Genomic DNA, 16,416 nt, shown 5'->3' on the forward strand with positions numbered 1-16,416 from the left:
GTCTTAACAGGTTTTGTTATAGCTCGCTCATTCGTGTGCTTAAGCCATCCAACAGTCATAATGAGAGCGCCAATAAAAATTGAAATCATCATTCCATAAACCATGTAGCCATTGTACCAAATTTTAGTGAGAAGGCTAACTTCCTGAAAGACTCCAGCTATAAGCATTACTGCAAGTCCAAGTATAGTTATTTTTAAACCACGACTCAGGTGCAAAATATCGCCAAGTAAATTTGATTTTTGTAGATTTAAGACTTTGTGAAGTTACAATTTCTGCTCTAAAATAAAAACAAAAAAGGCACAAAAAAGAAAAAAGGAAAGGTTCCTTGGAACTACTTTACTTTATAGTCTTCTGAGTCGACCACGTCAGGTCCTTCTTGTCCTTGGTCGCCGCTTGGGGGCGGTGTTGGTCCCGCGCCTGCGCCGGGTTGGGCTCCTGGTTGTTGCTGCTGTTTGGCGTAGTCCTGTGCGGCTTGCTGATACACTTTGGTTCCGACTTCCTGCAGCACCTTCTGCAATTCATCGGATTTGGCTTTGATTGCTGCCATGTCGTTGCTGGCTAAGGCGTTTTTGAGTTCGGTTACTGCAGCGTCGATTTTGCCTGATTCTTCTGTGCTGATTTTTCCTGCAAGGTCGCTCTTGGTTTTCTCAGCGGTGTAGACTAGGCTGTCGGCGGTGTTGCGTGTTTCGGCTTCTTCTTTCTTTTTGCGGTCTTGTTCTTGGAATTGTTCGGCGTCTTTGATTAGGCGTTCTTTTTCTTCTTTGCTGAGTTTGGTTGAGGCGGTGATGCGGATTTTGTTTTCTTTACCTGTTCCACGGTCTTTAGCGGTAACGTTTAGAATGCCGTTGGCGTCAATGTCAAAGGTAACCTCGATTTGGGGTACGCCTCTGGGTGCGGGGGGCAAATCCACAAGATTGAACATGCCCAATGAAACGTTGTCTGCGGACATTGTACGTTCCCCTTGGAGTACGTGGATTGTGACTGCGGTTTGGAAGTCCGCGGCTGTTGTGAACACTTGGCTGCGTTTAGTGGGGATGGTGGTGTTTTTGTCTAGGACTTTGGTCATTACGCCGCCCATGGTTTCAACACCCAAAGATAGCGGAGTAACATCCAGTAGCAATAGGTCGGTGACTTCGCCTGACACGACTCCTCCTTGGATTGCTGCGCCGATGGCGACGCTTTCCATTGGGTCGATTCCGCGTTCAGATGCTTTGCCCAAGATTTGCTCGACAAAGCGTTGCACTAGGGGCATTCTGGTCATGCCGCCGATTAGGATGATTTTATCTACTTGCTGGGGTGTGAGTTTTGCATCTTCAAGAGCCTTAAGCAGTGTTGGTCTTGTGCGTTCCACGATGGGCTGTGCAAGAGATTCAAGCTTGGTTCTTGTCAGGGTCATGTGTAGGTGCTGTGGTCCCTGAGCGTTAGCTGTAAGGAAAGGCAGGTCGATATCTGTGCTCATAAGTGTGGAGAGTTCGATTTTGGCTTTCTCCGCCGCGTCCTTAAGACGAGACATTGCCATTTTGTCGTTGCTGACATCTACGCCTGTTTGGCGTTTGAACTCTTCTAGAATGTAGCTCATGACTGCTTTGTCCACGTCGGTTCCGCCCAACTGGGTGTCGCCGCTGGTAGATAGGACTTGGAAGACTCCTTTGCCAAAGTCCATTAAGGTTACGTCGTGGGTGCCGCCGCCGAAGCTAAAGACGAGAATTTTCATTTCGTGCTGGAGTTTGTCGATGCCATAGGCTAGGCATGCTGCGGTTGGTTCGTTGATGATGCGCATTACCTCGAAGCCTGCGATTTCGCCTGCGTCTTTGGTGGCTTGGCGCTGGTTATCGTTAAAGTGTGCTGGAACCGTGATTACTGCCTTGCTTACGTTTGTGCCAAGGTAGGTTTCTGCGTCTTTTTTGATTTTTTGTAAGATAAAAGCTGAGAGTTGTTGTGGGGTGTATTCTTTGCCGTAAATTTGGGCTTTGTAGTCGCTGCCCATTTTGCGTTTTATTTCAAAAACTGTTCCTTCTGCGTTAGTTGTGGCTTGGCGTTTTGCGGATTCACCTACCAGCAACTGTCCGTCTTTGGTGAAGGCGACAACTGAGGGGAACATTTTTCCCGCCATTGTTGGTCCTTCTGCGCTTGGTATGACCGTGGCGTGTCCACCTTCGTAGATAGCGGCTGCCGAGTTGGTTGTTCCAAGGTCTATTCCTAAAACTTTTTGGGTTTTTGTACTACTATTTTGGTTGCTCAATTTTTTTGTCCTCCATTTGTGACTTTGATGGTTTTACTGATACTTTGACGATGCAGGGTCGGATTAGGCGTTCTTTGAGTTTGTAGCCTTTGCGGATTTGCTCCATTACAGTATTGGGTTCTGCATCGTCACATTCCACGGTGGCTACAGCGTGGTGACATGTGGGGTCAAAAATTTTGCCCTTTGTGTCTTCTACTGTTGTGACGCCTTCTTGCTCAAGAACTTTTCTTAACTTCTTTAATGTCATTTCCACACCATCAACGAGCGATTTTTGTGCGGAATCTGCTGAAACACAAAGAGCAAGCTCTAACTCATCTACCACATCAAGAAGCGCCATAACCAAACGTTCATTCGCGTACGCTTTTGCTTGTTGGGCTTCGCGTTCATAACGTTTTTTTAGGTTCTCCAAATCCGCCTGTAAATATGCCAGCTTGTTGAGGTATTCTTCAGAACGTTTTTTCTCGCATTCCAACTGTTTTTCTAGGTTGGCGTGCGCTTCTTGTTTTTTATCCATAAATAGCTGCAACCTCGCGGTATTACTAATAAGCGTACAGTCTGAGAATAAAAATTTTCTCTTTTATAAACGGACTTTTTAACGTACAATATCAAGAGTTAACGCTTGTTCTTTTGTTTGTTGGAGTTTTGGTTTTTCTGGTGCAGTACATTATTTTTTGGCAATTTTTGGGGGGTTTGGGTTTGTTTTGGCAACAAGTTTATATATCAATTGTGATATCAGTAGCGATAATCAGTAATGATATCAATAGTGATATGAAATGTTTGGCGAAGATAAAGAAGACAGAAAAGAATTTCGGGAACAAATGCGACACGAAAGACGCCACATGTTCCACAAACACAACTGGATGCGCCACAACGCCATGGTCCCCAAAGGCTTCCTACGCTACCACGTCCTAGAAGCCCTAAAAGAAAAACCCATGTCAGGCAGCGAACTCATGGAAGAAATCGGCAAAAACATGGGCGGACAATGGAAACCCAGCCCCGGCTCAATTTATCCCCTGCTGGCATGGCTACAAGACAACACCTACATACAGGAGTTGCCTACCGAAAACGGAATGAAACGCTACCAGCTCACCCAAAGCGGCAAAGACCTGCTAGAAGAGCAAAAGAAGGTACGGGAAAAATTCCAATCCGACTTTGGCTTCATGGGAACCCCATGGTTTAACCACTCATTAGGAAAGATCCCTAAAGAAAAAAGCAACCAAGTACAAACCACAATGAAACAACTGCTCACCTCAGCACTTAGGCTGGGCAAAACCTTGTGTGAAAACTATTCCGAGAAAGATTTAGAGGAAGCCCTCAAAATCATCGATGACGCCAGCAAAAAACTCGATGAAATAAACAACAAACTTCAAGGCGAAAAACAATGAGCCAAGTAAAAGAGAATGTCATAACCGTTGAGGGTTTAACTAAAACATTCAACACTCTAACCGCCGTAGACCACATCAACTTCAACGTCAAAAAAGGCGAAATATTCGGATTTTTAGGTCCAAACGGGGCAGGCAAAACCACCACCATCAAAATGCTAATCACCGTACTCCGCCCCAGTGAAGGCAAAGCAACCATACTCGGAGGCGACATCAGAAAACAAAGCATGGACGTTCGCGCTTCAATCGGCGTGGTCCCTCAAGAATACACTGCAGATGAAGACCTAACCGCTTATGAGAACATTTTGCTATGCGCAGATCTATATGGTATTCCCCGCTCGGTTTCCAAGAAGCGGGCAGAGGACCTGTTGGAGCTGGTGGAGTTAACTGCTTTTAAGAAGAAGCGCGTGCAAACTTTTTCGGGGGGCATGAGACGCAGATTAGAGTTGGCTTGTGGCTTGATTAACCGCCCCAAAGTGCTTTTCCTTGATGAGCCCACGTTTGGTTTGGACGTGCAGACAAGAGCGGCAACTTGGAATTATGTGAAGATGCTAAAGAAAGAGTTTGGCATGACCCTATTCTTGACAACACACTATTTGGAGGAAGCGGATGCTTTGTGTGACCGCGTTGCCATTATTGACCATGGCAAAATCGTTGTGATAGGCTCCCCAACTGAGCTTAAAGACAGCTTAGGTGGCGACATCATCACGTTATCCATTCAGAAAGATGAGGACATCAGCGATTTAATCAGTAAAGTCGAGCACGTAAAAGAAGTTACAAAAGAAGACGGCGAATACAGAATTAAAGCGTCCAACGGCGAATTAACCACACCCCTAATCATCGAAGCCCTACGAAACAATGGACACGTAGTCACCAAGCTATCCCTAACCAAACCCACACTAAACGAGGTTTACTTACAGTATACGGGTAGGTCTATGCGTGATGCAGAAGAATCAAAAGAAGGCGTTATGTCTCAGCGTATGATGATACGGAGGTCTCATGCATGATTCAAGACCCTGAGACACAGGTTTCAAAAAGCCGCTTTCATGGACTTTGGGCATTAACCCATCGGGAACTCAAAAAATGGTATCAGCAACCGTTTGTGTTCATCATGGGCATTGTTCAGCCAATTCTATGGCTTGCCCTGCTGGGTAAAGCAATGAACATAAGCGCCATGTTCACAGGCTCCTCACTGCCACCGCTGCCCGCAATGGATCCAGCATTAACACCTGGACAAATGCAAGTCCTTAGCACATACTTTGCCAGCATGCAAAACTCAATAATGACCTCAACCTTTGGCACAACCGATTACTTCTCATTCATGGCAATGGGTATGGTAGCCTTTACCGTAGTCTTCACAACAGCGTTTACGGGCATGTCGGTGGTTTGGGATAGACGTTTAGGCTTCTTAAACAAAGTCTTAAGCACGCCTGTTTCGCGGTCATCAATAATCCTCTCAAAAGTGCTATCAGCAAGCATACGCGCAATATTTCAATCCGCAATCGTCGCAGTCATAGCGTTTGCAATGGGACTCGTTGTAGGCACTAACTTTGGCTGGTACAGCATATTGGGAATTTTTGCCATCGTGTTCATGGTAAGCGTAGGCTTGTCTTCGATGTTCACGGCGTTAACGTTGCGTTCCACCCGAATGGAAACCCCACAGGCAATCATTCAGTTAATCACGATGCCATTGATGTTTGCAAGCAGCGCATATTTCCCCATCGACAAAATGCCCAGTTGGCTACAAAGCATCGCAAGCGTAAACCCAATCTCCTACACCATCGACGCAGTACGCAGACTCATGATATTTAGTGACGGCTTTGGTCCCCTAGCATTGGACTTCGCGTTTGTTGGAGCATTCGCGGTCATTGTCACGGTGATTTGCGTGGTGCTATCGTGGAGATACCTAAACAAGTAAGGGTCATCCCGTCTTTCCCCTTTTTAGTTCATGTTAGGTAAATAGTCTTTATAAGAAACCTTAATGTCAAAACAGAAAAGAGGAAAAAATCATGTCTTTTCCAGTCGTAGAAGCAATAGACGTTAAAAAAACGTACATGCTGGGTAAAATCCCAGTGGAAGCCCTGCGAGGCGTAAACCTCAAAGTTGAAGCAGGCGACTTCATCTCAATTCTTGGTCCCTCAGGAAGCGGCAAATCAACCATGTTAAACCTGATAGGTGCATTAGATAAGCCTACAGCAGGCACACTGCTAATTGATGGCGTTGACATTGGCAAACTCAACGATAATCAATTGGCAGATTTGCGGCTTAAAATCGGGTTTGTGTTCCAATTCTTCAACCTAATTCCTCGCCTCACCGCCAAAGACAACGTGGAGTTATCCATGTCTATAGCAAGCCTTGGCAAGGCACAGCGGAAACAACGTGCAATGGAACTGCTAGAAACAGTGGGATTAAAAGACAGAGTAAACCACAAACCCGCCGAACTCAGCGGAGGACAACAGCAACGTGTAGCAATCGCGCGGGCGTTAGCAAACAACCCCAAATTTCTGCTACTTGATGAGCCAACAGGGAACGTGGACTCCAAAACAGCCAATGAAGTTATCACCTTAATCAAGAAGCTAAACAAAGAAGATAACGTCAGCATCATCATGGTTACTCATGACCAACATTTGGCAAGCGAAGCTAAACGAACAGTGCAAATGTTTGACGGAAAAATCACATTTGATGAGGTGAACCATCAATGAAGTCCATAGATATTTTAGGGTACTCCTTTAGCGCCATAAAACTGCGTAAGCTCAGAGCGGGTTTAACTACTCTTGGTGTAGTCATCGGCATTGCAGCCATCGTTGCCTTGCTCTCAATCACACAAGGTCTACAAGCAACCATCACTGACCAGCTAAACCAAGGCTTATCCGCCAACAGCCTAATCATAACAGCGGGCAGTGGAGGCTTAGGAGGCGCAGGAGCTGGTCTGGGTGGTCAAACCTCTGGATTTAAGCTTCACACCAACGATACCTTAGCAATTAATGAGCTCTCGCCTGACATAGACGTCTCGCTGGCTATGATTAGCAGGCAAGGATACATTTGGGTTGGCGATACGAACCGTTCGGTTACGATTTACGGCGTGGACTATGAAACATACGCAAGAGTCTACGGTACAACCTTTGTTGCTGAAAACGGAACCATACCCACAAACCCAAACGACACAGACCTTGTTGCAGGCTACAACTTAGCTACGGCACAAGAAACCCGTGGAACAGTCACGGCTGAACCCTTCAATGCAGGAAGCAACATCAACATAGTCTGGACCAACACCAGCACTCTGCCACCCAAAAACGAAACCTACACTGCATACGTAACTGCGACCCTGCCCAAAATCGGCGGCGTTGGCATCGGCGGACCATCCGACAACAGCATCTACATCCCCATTAGCCACGCAGAAAACATCTTTGGAACCGACGAATGCGACCTAATAATCGTGCAACTAAAAAACAGTGACAACACAACAGTCACTAACGTAACCAAAGCCATAACCGACTACTTCGGCGACCAAGTCACCGTCATATCATCAACCGCAGTCCTAAGCCTACTCACCAGCGTGTTCGGAACAATCCAGCTATTCCTTGGAGGCATCGCAGCCATAAGCCTCCTTGTCGCGGGCATTGGCATTATGAACATCATGATAGTGTCCCTGATTGAGCGCACACGCGAAATCGGCATCCTCAAAGCGTTAGGCATGAAAAGCCGAACTGTCCTAACCATATTCCTTGGCGAATCCGTAATCATCGGCTTAATGGGTGCAATCATCGGCATAGCGCTTGGATGGGGACTGGCACTCGCAACCGCACAAGTGCTGGGCGGCGGATTCATCGGTGGTGGGACCGCAGCATTTGCGATAACCCCGTTGCTTACGCCAGAAGTGCTCTTAGGCGCTTTAGGATTCGGCATCGGCGTGAGCGTTATCTTTGCGTTGTACCCTGCGTGGCGCGCGTCAAAACTAAAACCAGTAGACGCTCTGCGTTACGAGTAAACGCTCCTCTTTTTCCTTATTTTTTATAGTTTCTGTCCTCAAAGTTTAAGACACCAGTTTACAATGATTTTGTGGAGATTTACATTTGAAAAGAATGTATCCTGAGCAGCCAGTGGTAGGCATAGGCTCAGTCATACTCAAAGAAGGCGAAATTGTCCTGATACAGCGGGGCAACGAACCGGGCAGAGGAAAATGGACCATCCCCGGCGGCTTAGTGGAGGTTGGCGAGCACCTTGAGCAAACGGTGATTCGTGAAACCAAAGAAGAAATCAACCTAGACGTGATAAACCCCACACTGGTTGATGTTGTAGATAACGTGGATTATGATGCACAAGGCAAAATCAAGTATCACTACGTCATCCTACAATACCACGTGCAAGTCATAGGGGGCAAACTAAAAGCCGACAGCGACGCCCTAGACGTCCAATGGGTACACATTGACAACGTAGAAGAATATGACTTAACTGCGTCGTTTCGTGCTTTTTTTAGGAAAAACAAAAGAAAACTCGAAAAACTCACCTCATACCCCGAAAAAACAGCCGTGTTTCACCACCAGCCTTAACATCCAAAGCGCGGACGCGGGTGACTATTGGGAAGTCATGCACAACTTTTCCCAGCGTGAGACAATGATGCGGTGGTAAATCACGCGCAATACTCCGCACGGTTTCTGCATCCACCCGAGCAGCTCGGCTTACAACGTCGAGGTCGTGCTCATTGGTGAAGTTGAAGAGGAAGATGTTGTCTGCTTGGCGGTAGATGGTTTCTTGGATGGTGTCGGGCTGATTTGTGATGAATGTGGTGAAGATGCCATAATGCCGCATGCGAGTTACGATGTCATCCCAGTAAGTCTCGCGCAAATACAGGTGGGCTTCCTCAGCGAAAAGGAAAACCGCCTGCAACCGCCAATTCGACAGCGAATCCACCAATTTGCCCAGAACATACTCAACCACGATTTGGCGGTCAATATTGCTGGTGTTTTTGAGGTTAATCACAATCGCGCCGCCGTAGTCTTTGGCTTTTAGCAGGCTCTCATCCAGCAAAGTTGCCTCACCAGGGCAATCTGTGAAGAATCCCGAGTTAGCAAAGCTGTGAAACCTTGAAGCCAACGCATCCCGAACGTGCTGGTTGCAGTTTAGGTCACGGATGGCGTCTCCGAGTTCTTGCATAGTGAGTTTGCCCCGTTCTTTAAGAGATTTCCATAGGCGGCGGAACTCACGGGCAGAAGTTCCAGGCAAGTGTAACGCGTTTACCAGTATGCCCATGACGGTGTTTAGGTGGAGCTGGTCAAGGGCGACTTTGAAGTTTTGGCTGGGGGCGAGGGTGTGGATTTTGTCGTAGTACATGTTGCGTTTGCCATCGTTGGTTAAGCCCAGATTGCTGTATTCGCCGTTGAGGTCAAAAATTACTACAGCGGCTTTGTATCCGACAAGGTTGGTCATGAGTAGTTTGCTGAGGTGGCTTTTGCCGCAGCCCTTTTTGCCCGTGATGATGTTGAGTGTACCATCCACGCTTGAAGCATCAATGGTTAGTAGGCTGGAGTCTTTGGTTCCGCCCAAAATAATTGGCAAACGCCCATCCATTTTTGCCAACTTCATCAGCATGGGCACACTGAGCTTTTTGATGAGTGATTGGGAACGGCTGGGTAACCAACTGCTACTGGGGCTAAGCATGTTGTTTTCTAGGGTGGCGCGTATTTTGCACACCAGCAAAGTGGCATCTTGAATGTAGGTTATATGAGGCGCAATTTCCATTGGGTCAATGTCCTCGCCCTGTAATGGCTCGCCACCATCAGGCAACGTACGCAAAAGCTCCTCTAAAACTCCTGGAACAGCAGCGAACTGCACATCAATAACCTGCGCAATAAGGGCTTTGCCAGCATCAGCATCTTCGACCAGTAGGTAATCGCCTTTCTCAGCGCTCTCGGTTGGAAAACTGATGATTTGCAGAACGTTGCCTTCTTTTTTGTAGAGCTTCATGCCGAAAACTCCCTACCAAAGGCGCCAAAGAGCAGCCGATGCATGTCGGGGCGGTTGATGATGTTGATACCGTGCTTGCGGGTTATGAAGTGCTTGATGGCGAGGACTTCGTTTGCGGTGAAGGTGCATAGGATGTGGCTGAGGCGAAGCGTTTCGGGGTAGCTCTGCGAGTACAAATCGTTGCCCAATAGCTTGGATACTGCGTCTAACCGCTGAGTTTCTTCAACCTCACGGTCCACATCAAGCCGAAAAGCCAAGTTTGCCTTGTTTAGCCGCGCAACATACACATCACCCAGCAACACAGTAGGAGGTCTGCTGCGCACTCCCGTGGTTTCCAGCAAATAGGGGGGGTCACGGTTGGGAAGCTGCTCAGTGATGAGCACACCGTTTGAGCGCAGCGTGGTTGCTTTGGAAAAGGCGAGCACTGTGCTGTGGTTGCGTCTTGCGTAACTGAGGATTTCTCGGAGGCGCTGGGCGGGCGTGTCGATTCCCGCGGTTAAGCTGCCGTCAAAGAGGATTACGCCGCCATTGATGGTTTTGGCTATCATGGTTTGCATCCACCGCTCCAACAGTCCCGCAAGGCGCGTGGGCATCTGCATCAGGTTCGGCGCGGAGGGGTGTACGGTGCCGTAAGTGGTGGTGAAGTAGGAGTGCTCCAGCGTGTTGTAGACTTGGGATTTGTTGTCTTCGGTTATGTGAAAAACAAATGGTCCCAGCCGCGAGTATTTGTAGTTGTGGTTTTCGCGCCATGTGATTGCGCCGCGTATGGCTATGATTATGCCTGTGGTTGTTTCGCCGATTTTTATGGTGGAGCTGTCTACTGCGGCGATTAGGGTGTCTTGGTGGTTGGGTTTTAGGGGGAGGGGTTGGGTTTTGAGTTGTAGGTTGCTGGTGTAGGGTTCGGTGCCAAATTGTGGGGTTTGTTGTTGTAGTGGGTGTTGTACTTGTTTGAGTGAGTATAGGGATTGTTCTAGGAAGCGTTGGGGGAGTGCTGTGTCGATGGTTGGTTGGGGAAAGTTATATTTGTTAGGTATTGCATATTGTTCAATCACCATGATTCACCAATATACAATAGTGTTGATGGTGAAATATTTAAGTATTGTGCATGTGCATCTTGCACAATTCAATATACAATAGGCGATAACTTGACAGAAAAAACGCAAAACCCACCAATACGCGTAAAAATGAAAATCGGCGAAATCGAATTCGAAATAGAAGCCCAACCCGACCAAATCCAACCCACAGTCGACAACATCCTCGCCACCGTCACAGACCGCCTAAAAAACACCAATCTCAGCCAAGTCACCCAACGAGAAGCCCCACCCCCACGCGCCGAAACCTGCAAAGGCGTCATCCAAAAACTCTGGGAAGACCAATACTTCAGTGAACCCCACGGATTAGACGAAGTCCACAGCGAACTCGCACGCAGAGGCTTCCACTACGACCGCACCGCCGTAGCCCACGCACTGGTTGATTTAGTTAAGGACAATATTTTAACACGGATTGGCAAGCCCCGACGGTATCAGTACGCACAAAAAAGACCAGCAACATAAGTCTGAAAATAACCTCAGCACCTCAAAGGGATTTTGAGTGGATTATTTTGATTAGTTCTTTGGGTTCAGCTATAACGACTTTGCATTTTTGACAGGTTTCAACTTTTAAGGCTTCGTACATTGGGATGAAAACGTGGACTTTGGGTTCGGAGGTTTTTTGTTCAACAAACAGCTTGTTTACTTCTATATGATTCCATTCCCCGCACTTGGGGCATTTCATTCTGAGCCTCAGAGATAACCCTTCAGAGATTTTGTTGATAACTGCTATTTAGCATCCATTTGAATTCCCTATCCAGAACGGTCACTCTTTCCAGCGTCTTCATCCAGTCGCACTGCAGGCTTTTGGCGATTTCGGTTTCAATTTGGCTGTGGGTTGCTTCTTTGGCTTCGGGGACTAATTCGATTACGATTATGGCTATTTTTTCCAATTTAAGCACCATTTAGAGGTAAGTCGCGTGTCATATTAATATTGTGTAACCAAATAAGTTATGCATATTGCTTAACGGAAAATGTCATGTGTGTGGGAAACTGTGAAACCAAATAAGGTAACTAAAATGCAAGAAGGCACAGGAAAATTCGTCAACCACCCCACACAAACAGGAAAAAAACTCTACGACAAATTTTACGTATACATCCCAACACAAGTCGCAAAGGACGGAACATTCCCCTTCAAAGAAGGCGAAAAAGTCAAAGTAGAAATTAAAGGAAAAACCGTGGTAATAACAAAAGCCAAAGAATAACCAGCATCAACCAACCTATTTGGAGCCTAATAGCCAAGGTATGCAGAAACAATAGAGAGAGGGTCTATTTGGAGCCTATTAGAAATACTATGCAGAACCTATAGAGGGAGGAGCTGCTTCAAGATGCTTTTGGGCTAAAGCCTTAAAACCATAACCTGCATTCTTATGGCACGAGGAACCCCAAGTGAAGATTATCAGTGGACCAGCATCCAAAGAACTTGCAGAAAAAGTCTCCCAGCAAACCGGTTACCCAAACGTGCCTGTGGCATCCAAAATTTTTCCCGACGGCGAATCCTACGTGCGCTTAGAAGGCAGCGTTGAAGGCGAAGATGTCGCAATCATACAAACCACCTGTCCACCTGGTCAAGATGGCAGGCTTTTTCAGCTCTCGTTTATGGCGGATGCGGCAAAACGTGGCGGCGCAAAATCCGTCACCGCAGTGGTACCCTATCTTGCGTATGCGCGTCAAGACAAAATGTTTCTGTCAGGCGAAGGAATCAGCGTAGAAACAATAGCGCGGATGATTAATGCTTCGGGGGTAGACCAGTTGTTAACTGTTAACCTTCACTCTGAAGCTTCCCTCTCCAAGTTCACGTTCCCAGCAAAAACCGCAAGCGCAATCCCCCTAATCGCTCAGTATTTTGTTGATAAAGGCTTTAGTGGCGCATTTGCGCTCTCACCTGACAAGGGCGCTATGTATATTGCTAAGCAGGCACAGGCGGTTCTGGGCGGTGACGTGGGGCATCTTAGCAAAACCCGCGACCGCTACACAGGACAAACCGTGCAAACCGCGGAAGGCTTAAACGTTAAAGACCAAACCGTCATCATCCTTGACGACATCATCAGCACAGGCGGAACCATCGTGGGAGCAGCAAAAATCCTGCGCGAACAAGGCGCCAAGCACGTTTTCTGTGCATGTGTCCACGGTTTGCTGATTGGGAATGCAGCTGAGAAGATTTTGGCAGCGGGTGTAGAAGAAATCATCAGCACAGACAGCGTACCCAATGCCTACAGCAAAGTTTCGCTGGCACCGCTAATAAGCAGTGAATTAAAGGCGTAAAATTAGTGCCCAAGCTCTTTTTTTTACTCTCAGGCGAAAACCCAACCCTTCCAGCAGCGGAAGTCAAAGCTATTCTTGAAGCAGAAGACTACCCCTACAAAAATCCTGCAGAGTATGACCAAGTTCTCAGTTTAGACGCTGACGATGCATGTGTGCACATGATTCAAATACGTTCTGCTTTCACCCGAGTCTGCGCAAAACAAGTTTTCCTCTCCGATGCCACAAACGAAGAAATCTTGAAAACTGCTGCTCAAACCGATTTTAGTGAGGTTTTGTCTGAGGGTGAGAGTTTTGTGGTGCGTATCAACCGCATAAAAAACTATGCCGATGAAGACTTGAACACGATGACGCTTGAGGGTGAATTGGGCGGAATCATCAAAGAAAACAATCCTGGCACGCGCGTCAACCTAAGTCATCCAGACAAAACTTTTATCGGCATAATTACCAGCGACAAACTCATTTTTGGGCTTAAACTAACCGAAATCCAAACCAAAACCTTCAGCGAACGCCGGCCCAGAAAAAAACCCTTCTTCCACCCCTCCGCAATGCCCAGCAAACTCGCGCGGTGTATGATAAATCTGGCACATGCAAAGGCGGACGCGCTGGTTTTGGACCCCTTCTGCGGTACAGGAAGCAGCCTTATCGAAGCCACCTACATTGGATGCAGTGCTGTTGGTGTGGATGCTCAGAAGCGGATGATTTATGGTTGCAGAAAAAACCTGCGTTTCTTTAACATTTCCGCGGAGGGTTTAGTTTTGGGTGATGCGCGCAAACTGCCTTTTTCAAGGGTGGATTGTGTGGTGACTGACCCGCCGTATGGGCGAAGTGCGAGTACGTTGAAGGCGACGACGCGGCAGTTGGTGGTGGATGTTCTTGCGGCTTCTTATGGCTTGTTGGGTGTGGGGCAACGGATTTGTATAGCTTCGCCTAAAACGTTAGGTATAAGCAAAATTGGTGAAGAGTTGGGGTTTAAGCATTTGCAGTCACATTTCGCGTACGTGCACCGAACATTGACACGGGAAATTGCAGTGTTTGAAAAGGTGAATCAGCAATGAGTGTTCGGGTGGTTTTTTTGGGAACCAGCGGCAGCGTACCCACGTTAAAACGTAGTCTGCCCTGTATTGTGGTTCAAACCGACAAGGGCTTGTGGATGTTTGACTGCGGCGAAGGTGCACAGAGGCAAATGATGCAAAACAAAGTCAGCTTCCACAAAAAACTCAAAATCCTAATAACACACCTGCATGGCGACCACATGTTGGGCTTGCCGGGGCTTTTACAAACAATGGCATTAATGGACCGAAAAGAACCCGTGCAGGTTTATGGACCCGTGGGATTGGCGACGTTTTTGCAGTGCACCAAGGACACTCTAAACTTTGGGTTAACTTACCCTGTTGAAATCTACGAAATTATGGGTGAAGGCACAGTTTGCGAAGAGGACGAATGCACTCTGCAAGCGGTTAAATCAAACCATTCCATTGAGGGGTTCTGTTTTGCGTTGATTGAGAAGCCGCGACCTGGCAGGTTTTATCCGCAGAAAGCCAAAGCGTTAGGTGTTCCAGCGGGTGAGTTGTGGTCAAAGCTGCAACAGGGCGAAGAAATTGTTGTTGATGAAAAAACTGTTTTGCCCAGTCAAGTTATGGGTCCAGTGCGTGCGGGCAGAAAAATCGTTTACACAGGCGACACCAAACCCTTCGCGGGGTTTGCAGAGTTTGCGCGGGATGCGGATTTGCTGATTCACGAGTGCACTTTTGATGATTCGATGGTTGAGCGGGCGGATGTAGATGGGCATTCAACGCCAAAACAAGCTGCGGGTCAAGCTAAAGCTGCCAAAGCTAAACGGTTGGTGCTTACCCATATCAGCGCCCGATACAGCGACGCCACTGTGCTTTTAGAGCAGGCAAAAACAGTTTTTGCGGATGTGGTTGTGGCTGAGGATGGGTTGGTTTTGGAGTTGCCCCTAAGCGAGTAGTTGCTGAAGTTTTGTTAGGCTCTGAGGTACCTGAGTGGTGGATTCGATTATTATGTTGCGGTTGTAGCCTGTTTTCTTGATGATTTCCGCGAACCATTTGTAGTCGATGTTGCCCATGCCAATGCCAAGGTGCTCATCGTCGTTGCCGTGGTTGTCGCTGGCGTGGATGTGTATGATTTTGTCTGTTAGCATGTTAAAGAAAGGTTGATTTTGTGCTTCTAGATGTGCGTGTCCCAAATCCAACACGATGCCTATGGGCAGGTTAGTTTCGCGGTAGAAACGCTGGTACGCTTCAGGTGAGTTCATTAAAAACCAGTATTTGCCAGGCAGATTTTCCATGGCAATGTTTACCCCTAATTCTTCGGATTCTGCATAAATTTGCTGGATGCTTTCCATGTTTTGCTGCCATTGTTTGCCGGGGTAGAATTGGCTGATTCCTGTTTGCTGTCCGGGGTGGAATACCCAGAGTTTAGCGTCTAAGGCGTTGGCGTTTTGGAGAGATTGTTTGAGGCGTTTGTGTATAATCTGTAGCATGGTTTTGTTTGGGGAGGCAATGTTTATGTCTGCAAAGGGCGCGTGGATTGAGTATTCGAGGTTGTAGCTTTTAGCGGTTTCCCGTAGTAGCTGTATGCGGGCTTTGTTTAGCTCGTGTGTTCCGTCATCTACAATTTCTATGTATCGTGTTCCGATTGTGCCCAGGCGCTTAACCATGCGGTTGAAGGGTTCGCCAAGACAATAAAGCATTGAAACCCCAATTTTAGCAGTCATTATGCATCACTTTGTTTCTGGTTAAGAATGAAACCTCAGATAAATAACTTAACCTAACAAAATAGAGAATCAAACCAGCCAAGGAGGTTTCTGTTGCTTTTTCTTTTCTGTTCGGTTTAGCAGCCGCATGGGGAACAGCAATTGACAACGAAATCTACGACGCATGTACATATGAACAATGTAAGGACACAGTAAAGAATTAGTAAAAAAATATTTAAGGATGAAAAAAGGGTTATGCTCAAGGTTACATTGTTTGTTCTCCAACCATTGCTACTTTGGGCATAAGCACTTTGTCAATAGCATGACAGACTCCGTTATCCACAACCAAATCTGCCTTGATAATGTTTGCATCGTTAACTTTGATGTTTCGATGTAAATGCCAACGCTTCGCATCAATCCGCAGTTCCCCACCGTTTAACGCTTGCAAATACGTGTGTTTTTCTAAATCTGAAGCCATCATTTTTCCTTCGGCAACATGGAAAGTTAAAACGTTTTTGAGCTGGGCGGTATCTTTGAGGAGCGCGTCAAGGTCGCCTTTGGGGATTTTAGAAAATGCTTCGTCTGTTGGCGCAAAAACTGTGAAGGGACCTTGTCCTTTAAGGGTTTCAACAAGTCCTGCTGCTTTAACTGCTTCAACCAGCGTTTTAAACTCGCTTGAAGCCATTGCTGTTTCAACAATATCCATAAAATTCACCTCCGCTTACAGTTAAGGCAAGAAAAAACATGATTATATGTGCT

The 16,416-nt window shown here is 47.0% G+C and carries 19 protein-coding genes; 11 read left to right on the forward strand and 8 right to left on the reverse strand.

Annotated features, from left to right (window positions below; all coding sequences use genetic code 11):
* Nucleotides 1-331: 331 nt before the first annotated feature.
* Nucleotides 332-2,242 carry a molecular chaperone DnaK gene (gene dnaK, locus NWF01_10225; protein MCW4025391.1) on the reverse strand — a complete coding sequence of 637 codons (1,911 nt, stop codon included), beginning with the start codon at nt 2,240-2,242 and terminating at the stop codon, nt 332-334.
* The gene (locus NWF01_10230; protein MCW4025392.1) at nt 2,226-2,756 is read right to left on the reverse strand and encodes a nucleotide exchange factor GrpE; all 531 of its coding nucleotides are present in this window, start codon (nt 2,754-2,756) and stop codon (nt 2,226-2,228) included. Before NWF01_10230 ends, dnaK begins: the two co-directional genes overlap by 17 nt.
* Before the next feature lie 259 nt (nt 2,757-3,015).
* Here NWF01_10230 and NWF01_10235 point away from each other — a divergent pair, with 259 nt between their 5' ends.
* The 6 genes from NWF01_10235 to NWF01_10260 all read left to right on the forward strand — a co-directional run bounded on the left by NWF01_10235 (nt 3,016) and on the right by NWF01_10260 (nt 8,174).
* Nucleotides 3,016-3,627 (forward strand): helix-turn-helix transcriptional regulator, encoded by a 612-nt coding sequence (locus NWF01_10235; protein ID MCW4025393.1) that lies wholly within the window; start codon nt 3,016-3,018, stop codon nt 3,625-3,627.
* Nucleotides 3,624-4,631 (forward strand): ATP-binding cassette domain-containing protein, encoded by a 1,008-nt coding sequence (locus tag NWF01_10240; protein ID MCW4025394.1) that lies wholly within the window; start codon nt 3,624-3,626, stop codon nt 4,629-4,631. Before NWF01_10235 ends, NWF01_10240 begins: the two co-directional genes overlap by 4 nt.
* Nucleotides 4,628-5,542 (forward strand): ABC transporter permease, encoded by a 915-nt coding sequence (locus NWF01_10245; protein ID MCW4025395.1) that lies wholly within the window; start codon nt 4,628-4,630, stop codon nt 5,540-5,542. Before NWF01_10240 ends, NWF01_10245 begins: the two co-directional genes overlap by 4 nt.
* A gap of 91 nt (nt 5,543-5,633) precedes the next feature.
* Nucleotides 5,634-6,326, forward strand: coding sequence for an ABC transporter ATP-binding protein (locus tag NWF01_10250; protein MCW4025396.1), 693 nt, complete (start codon nt 5,634-5,636; stop codon nt 6,324-6,326).
* The gene (locus NWF01_10255) at nt 6,323-7,612 is read left to right on the forward strand and encodes an ABC transporter permease (GenBank protein MCW4025397.1); all 1,290 of its coding nucleotides are present in this window, start codon (nt 6,323-6,325) and stop codon (nt 7,610-7,612) included. The genes NWF01_10250 and NWF01_10255 overlap by 4 nt, the downstream gene beginning before the upstream one ends.
* A 94-nt stretch (nt 7,613-7,706) precedes the next feature.
* Nucleotides 7,707-8,174, forward strand: a complete 468-nt coding sequence (locus NWF01_10260; protein ID MCW4025398.1) for an NUDIX hydrolase — start codon at nt 7,707-7,709, stop codon at nt 8,172-8,174.
* Here the strand turns inward: NWF01_10260 and NWF01_10265 are convergent.
* Both NWF01_10265 and NWF01_10270 read right to left on the reverse strand, forming a co-directional pair.
* The gene (locus NWF01_10265) at nt 8,128-9,588 is read right to left on the reverse strand and encodes a DUF87 domain-containing protein (protein MCW4025399.1); all 1,461 of its coding nucleotides are present in this window, start codon (nt 9,586-9,588) and stop codon (nt 8,128-8,130) included. The genes NWF01_10260 and NWF01_10265 overlap by 47 nt on opposite strands.
* On the reverse strand, nt 9,585-10,640 hold the full coding sequence (locus NWF01_10270; GenBank protein MCW4025400.1) for a hypothetical protein: 1,056 nt from the start codon (nt 10,638-10,640) through the stop codon (nt 9,585-9,587). Before NWF01_10270 ends, NWF01_10265 begins: the two co-directional genes overlap by 4 nt.
* Before the next feature lie 93 nt (nt 10,641-10,733).
* Here NWF01_10270 and NWF01_10275 point away from each other — a divergent pair, with 93 nt between their 5' ends.
* Entirely contained in the window at nt 10,734-11,141 is a 408-nt protein-coding gene (locus NWF01_10275; protein ID MCW4025401.1) for a hypothetical protein, read from the forward strand.
* A gap of 22 nt (nt 11,142-11,163) precedes the next feature.
* Here NWF01_10275 and NWF01_10280 read toward each other — a convergent pair whose 3' ends face one another.
* Together NWF01_10280 and NWF01_10285 are read right to left on the reverse strand one after the other, a co-directional pair.
* Nucleotides 11,164-11,361 carry a hypothetical protein gene (locus NWF01_10280; protein ID MCW4025402.1) on the reverse strand — a complete coding sequence of 66 codons (198 nt, stop codon included), beginning with the start codon at nt 11,359-11,361 and terminating at the stop codon, nt 11,164-11,166.
* A gap of 22 nt (nt 11,362-11,383) precedes the next feature.
* Nucleotides 11,384-11,569, reverse strand: a complete 186-nt coding sequence (locus tag NWF01_10285; protein MCW4025403.1) for a hypothetical protein — start codon at nt 11,567-11,569, stop codon at nt 11,384-11,386.
* A 102-nt stretch (nt 11,570-11,671) separates the two neighbouring features.
* On the opposite strand from NWF01_10285, the gene NWF01_10290 reads away from it, so the two are divergent.
* The 4 genes from NWF01_10290 to rnz all read left to right on the forward strand — a co-directional run bounded on the left by NWF01_10290 (nt 11,672) and on the right by rnz (nt 14,910).
* On the forward strand, nt 11,672-11,881 hold the full coding sequence (locus NWF01_10290; protein MCW4025404.1) for a hypothetical protein: 210 nt from the start codon (nt 11,672-11,674) through the stop codon (nt 11,879-11,881).
* A gap of 184 nt (nt 11,882-12,065) precedes the next feature.
* On the forward strand, nt 12,066-12,941 hold the full coding sequence (locus NWF01_10295) for a ribose-phosphate diphosphokinase (GenBank protein ID MCW4025405.1): 876 nt from the start codon (nt 12,066-12,068) through the stop codon (nt 12,939-12,941).
* A 5-nt stretch (nt 12,942-12,946) separates the two neighbouring features.
* Nucleotides 12,947-13,996 carry a TRM11 family methyltransferase gene (locus NWF01_10300; protein ID MCW4025406.1) on the forward strand — a complete coding sequence of 350 codons (1,050 nt, stop codon included), beginning with the start codon at nt 12,947-12,949 and terminating at the stop codon, nt 13,994-13,996.
* Nucleotides 13,993-14,910, forward strand: a complete 918-nt coding sequence (gene rnz / locus NWF01_10305; protein ID MCW4025407.1) for a ribonuclease Z — start codon at nt 13,993-13,995, stop codon at nt 14,908-14,910. Before NWF01_10300 ends, rnz begins: the two co-directional genes overlap by 4 nt.
* Here rnz and NWF01_10310 read toward each other — a convergent pair.
* Together NWF01_10310 and NWF01_10315 are read right to left on the reverse strand one after the other, a co-directional pair.
* Nucleotides 14,899-15,678, reverse strand: coding sequence for a sugar phosphate isomerase/epimerase (locus NWF01_10310; protein ID MCW4025408.1), 780 nt, complete (start codon nt 15,676-15,678; stop codon nt 14,899-14,901). The two genes, rnz and NWF01_10310, sit on opposite strands and share 12 nt — an antisense overlap.
* Before the next feature lie 244 nt (nt 15,679-15,922).
* Complete coding sequence (locus tag NWF01_10315; protein MCW4025409.1) at nt 15,923-16,363, reverse strand: fasciclin domain-containing protein; 441 nt, start codon at nt 16,361-16,363, stop codon at nt 15,923-15,925.
* Nucleotides 16,364-16,416 lie beyond the last annotated feature (53 nt).

Source organism: Candidatus Bathyarchaeota archaeon (assembly GCA_026014585.1).
Classification (GTDB): domain Archaea; phylum Thermoproteota; class Bathyarchaeia; order Bathyarchaeales; family Bathycorpusculaceae; genus Bathycorpusculum.

Bases quoted from the DNA above. Each gene is read 5' to 3' on its own strand.
- NWF01_10235 (MCW4025393.1), top strand. From the start codon at position 3,016: ATGTTTGGCGAAGATAAAGAAGACAGAAAAGAATTTCGGGAACAAATG.
- NWF01_10280 (MCW4025402.1), bottom strand. From the start codon at position 11,361: ATGAAATGCCCCAAGTGCGGGGAATGGAATCATATAGAAGTAAACAAG.
- rnz (MCW4025407.1), top strand. From the start codon at position 13,993: ATGAGTGTTCGGGTGGTTTTTTTGGGAACCAGCGGCAGCGTACCCACG.
- NWF01_10260 (MCW4025398.1), top strand. From the start codon at position 7,707: ATGTATCCTGAGCAGCCAGTGGTAGGCATAGGCTCAGTCATACTCAAA.
- NWF01_10310 (MCW4025408.1), bottom strand. From the start codon at position 15,678: ATGACTGCTAAAATTGGGGTTTCAATGCTTTATTGTCTTGGCGAACCC.
- NWF01_10230 (MCW4025392.1), bottom strand. From the start codon at position 2,756: ATGGATAAAAAACAAGAAGCGCACGCCAACCTAGAAAAACAGTTGGAA.
- NWF01_10265 (MCW4025399.1), bottom strand. From the start codon at position 9,588: ATGAAGCTCTACAAAAAAGAAGGCAACGTTCTGCAAATCATCAGTTTT.
- NWF01_10240 (MCW4025394.1), top strand. From the start codon at position 3,624: ATGAGCCAAGTAAAAGAGAATGTCATAACCGTTGAGGGTTTAACTAAA.
- NWF01_10250 (MCW4025396.1), top strand. From the start codon at position 5,634: ATGTCTTTTCCAGTCGTAGAAGCAATAGACGTTAAAAAAACGTACATG.
- NWF01_10315 (MCW4025409.1), bottom strand. From the start codon at position 16,363: ATGGATATTGTTGAAACAGCAATGGCTTCAAGCGAGTTTAAAACGCTG.
- NWF01_10245 (MCW4025395.1), top strand. From the start codon at position 4,628: ATGATTCAAGACCCTGAGACACAGGTTTCAAAAAGCCGCTTTCATGGA.
- NWF01_10255 (MCW4025397.1), top strand. From the start codon at position 6,323: ATGAAGTCCATAGATATTTTAGGGTACTCCTTTAGCGCCATAAAACTG.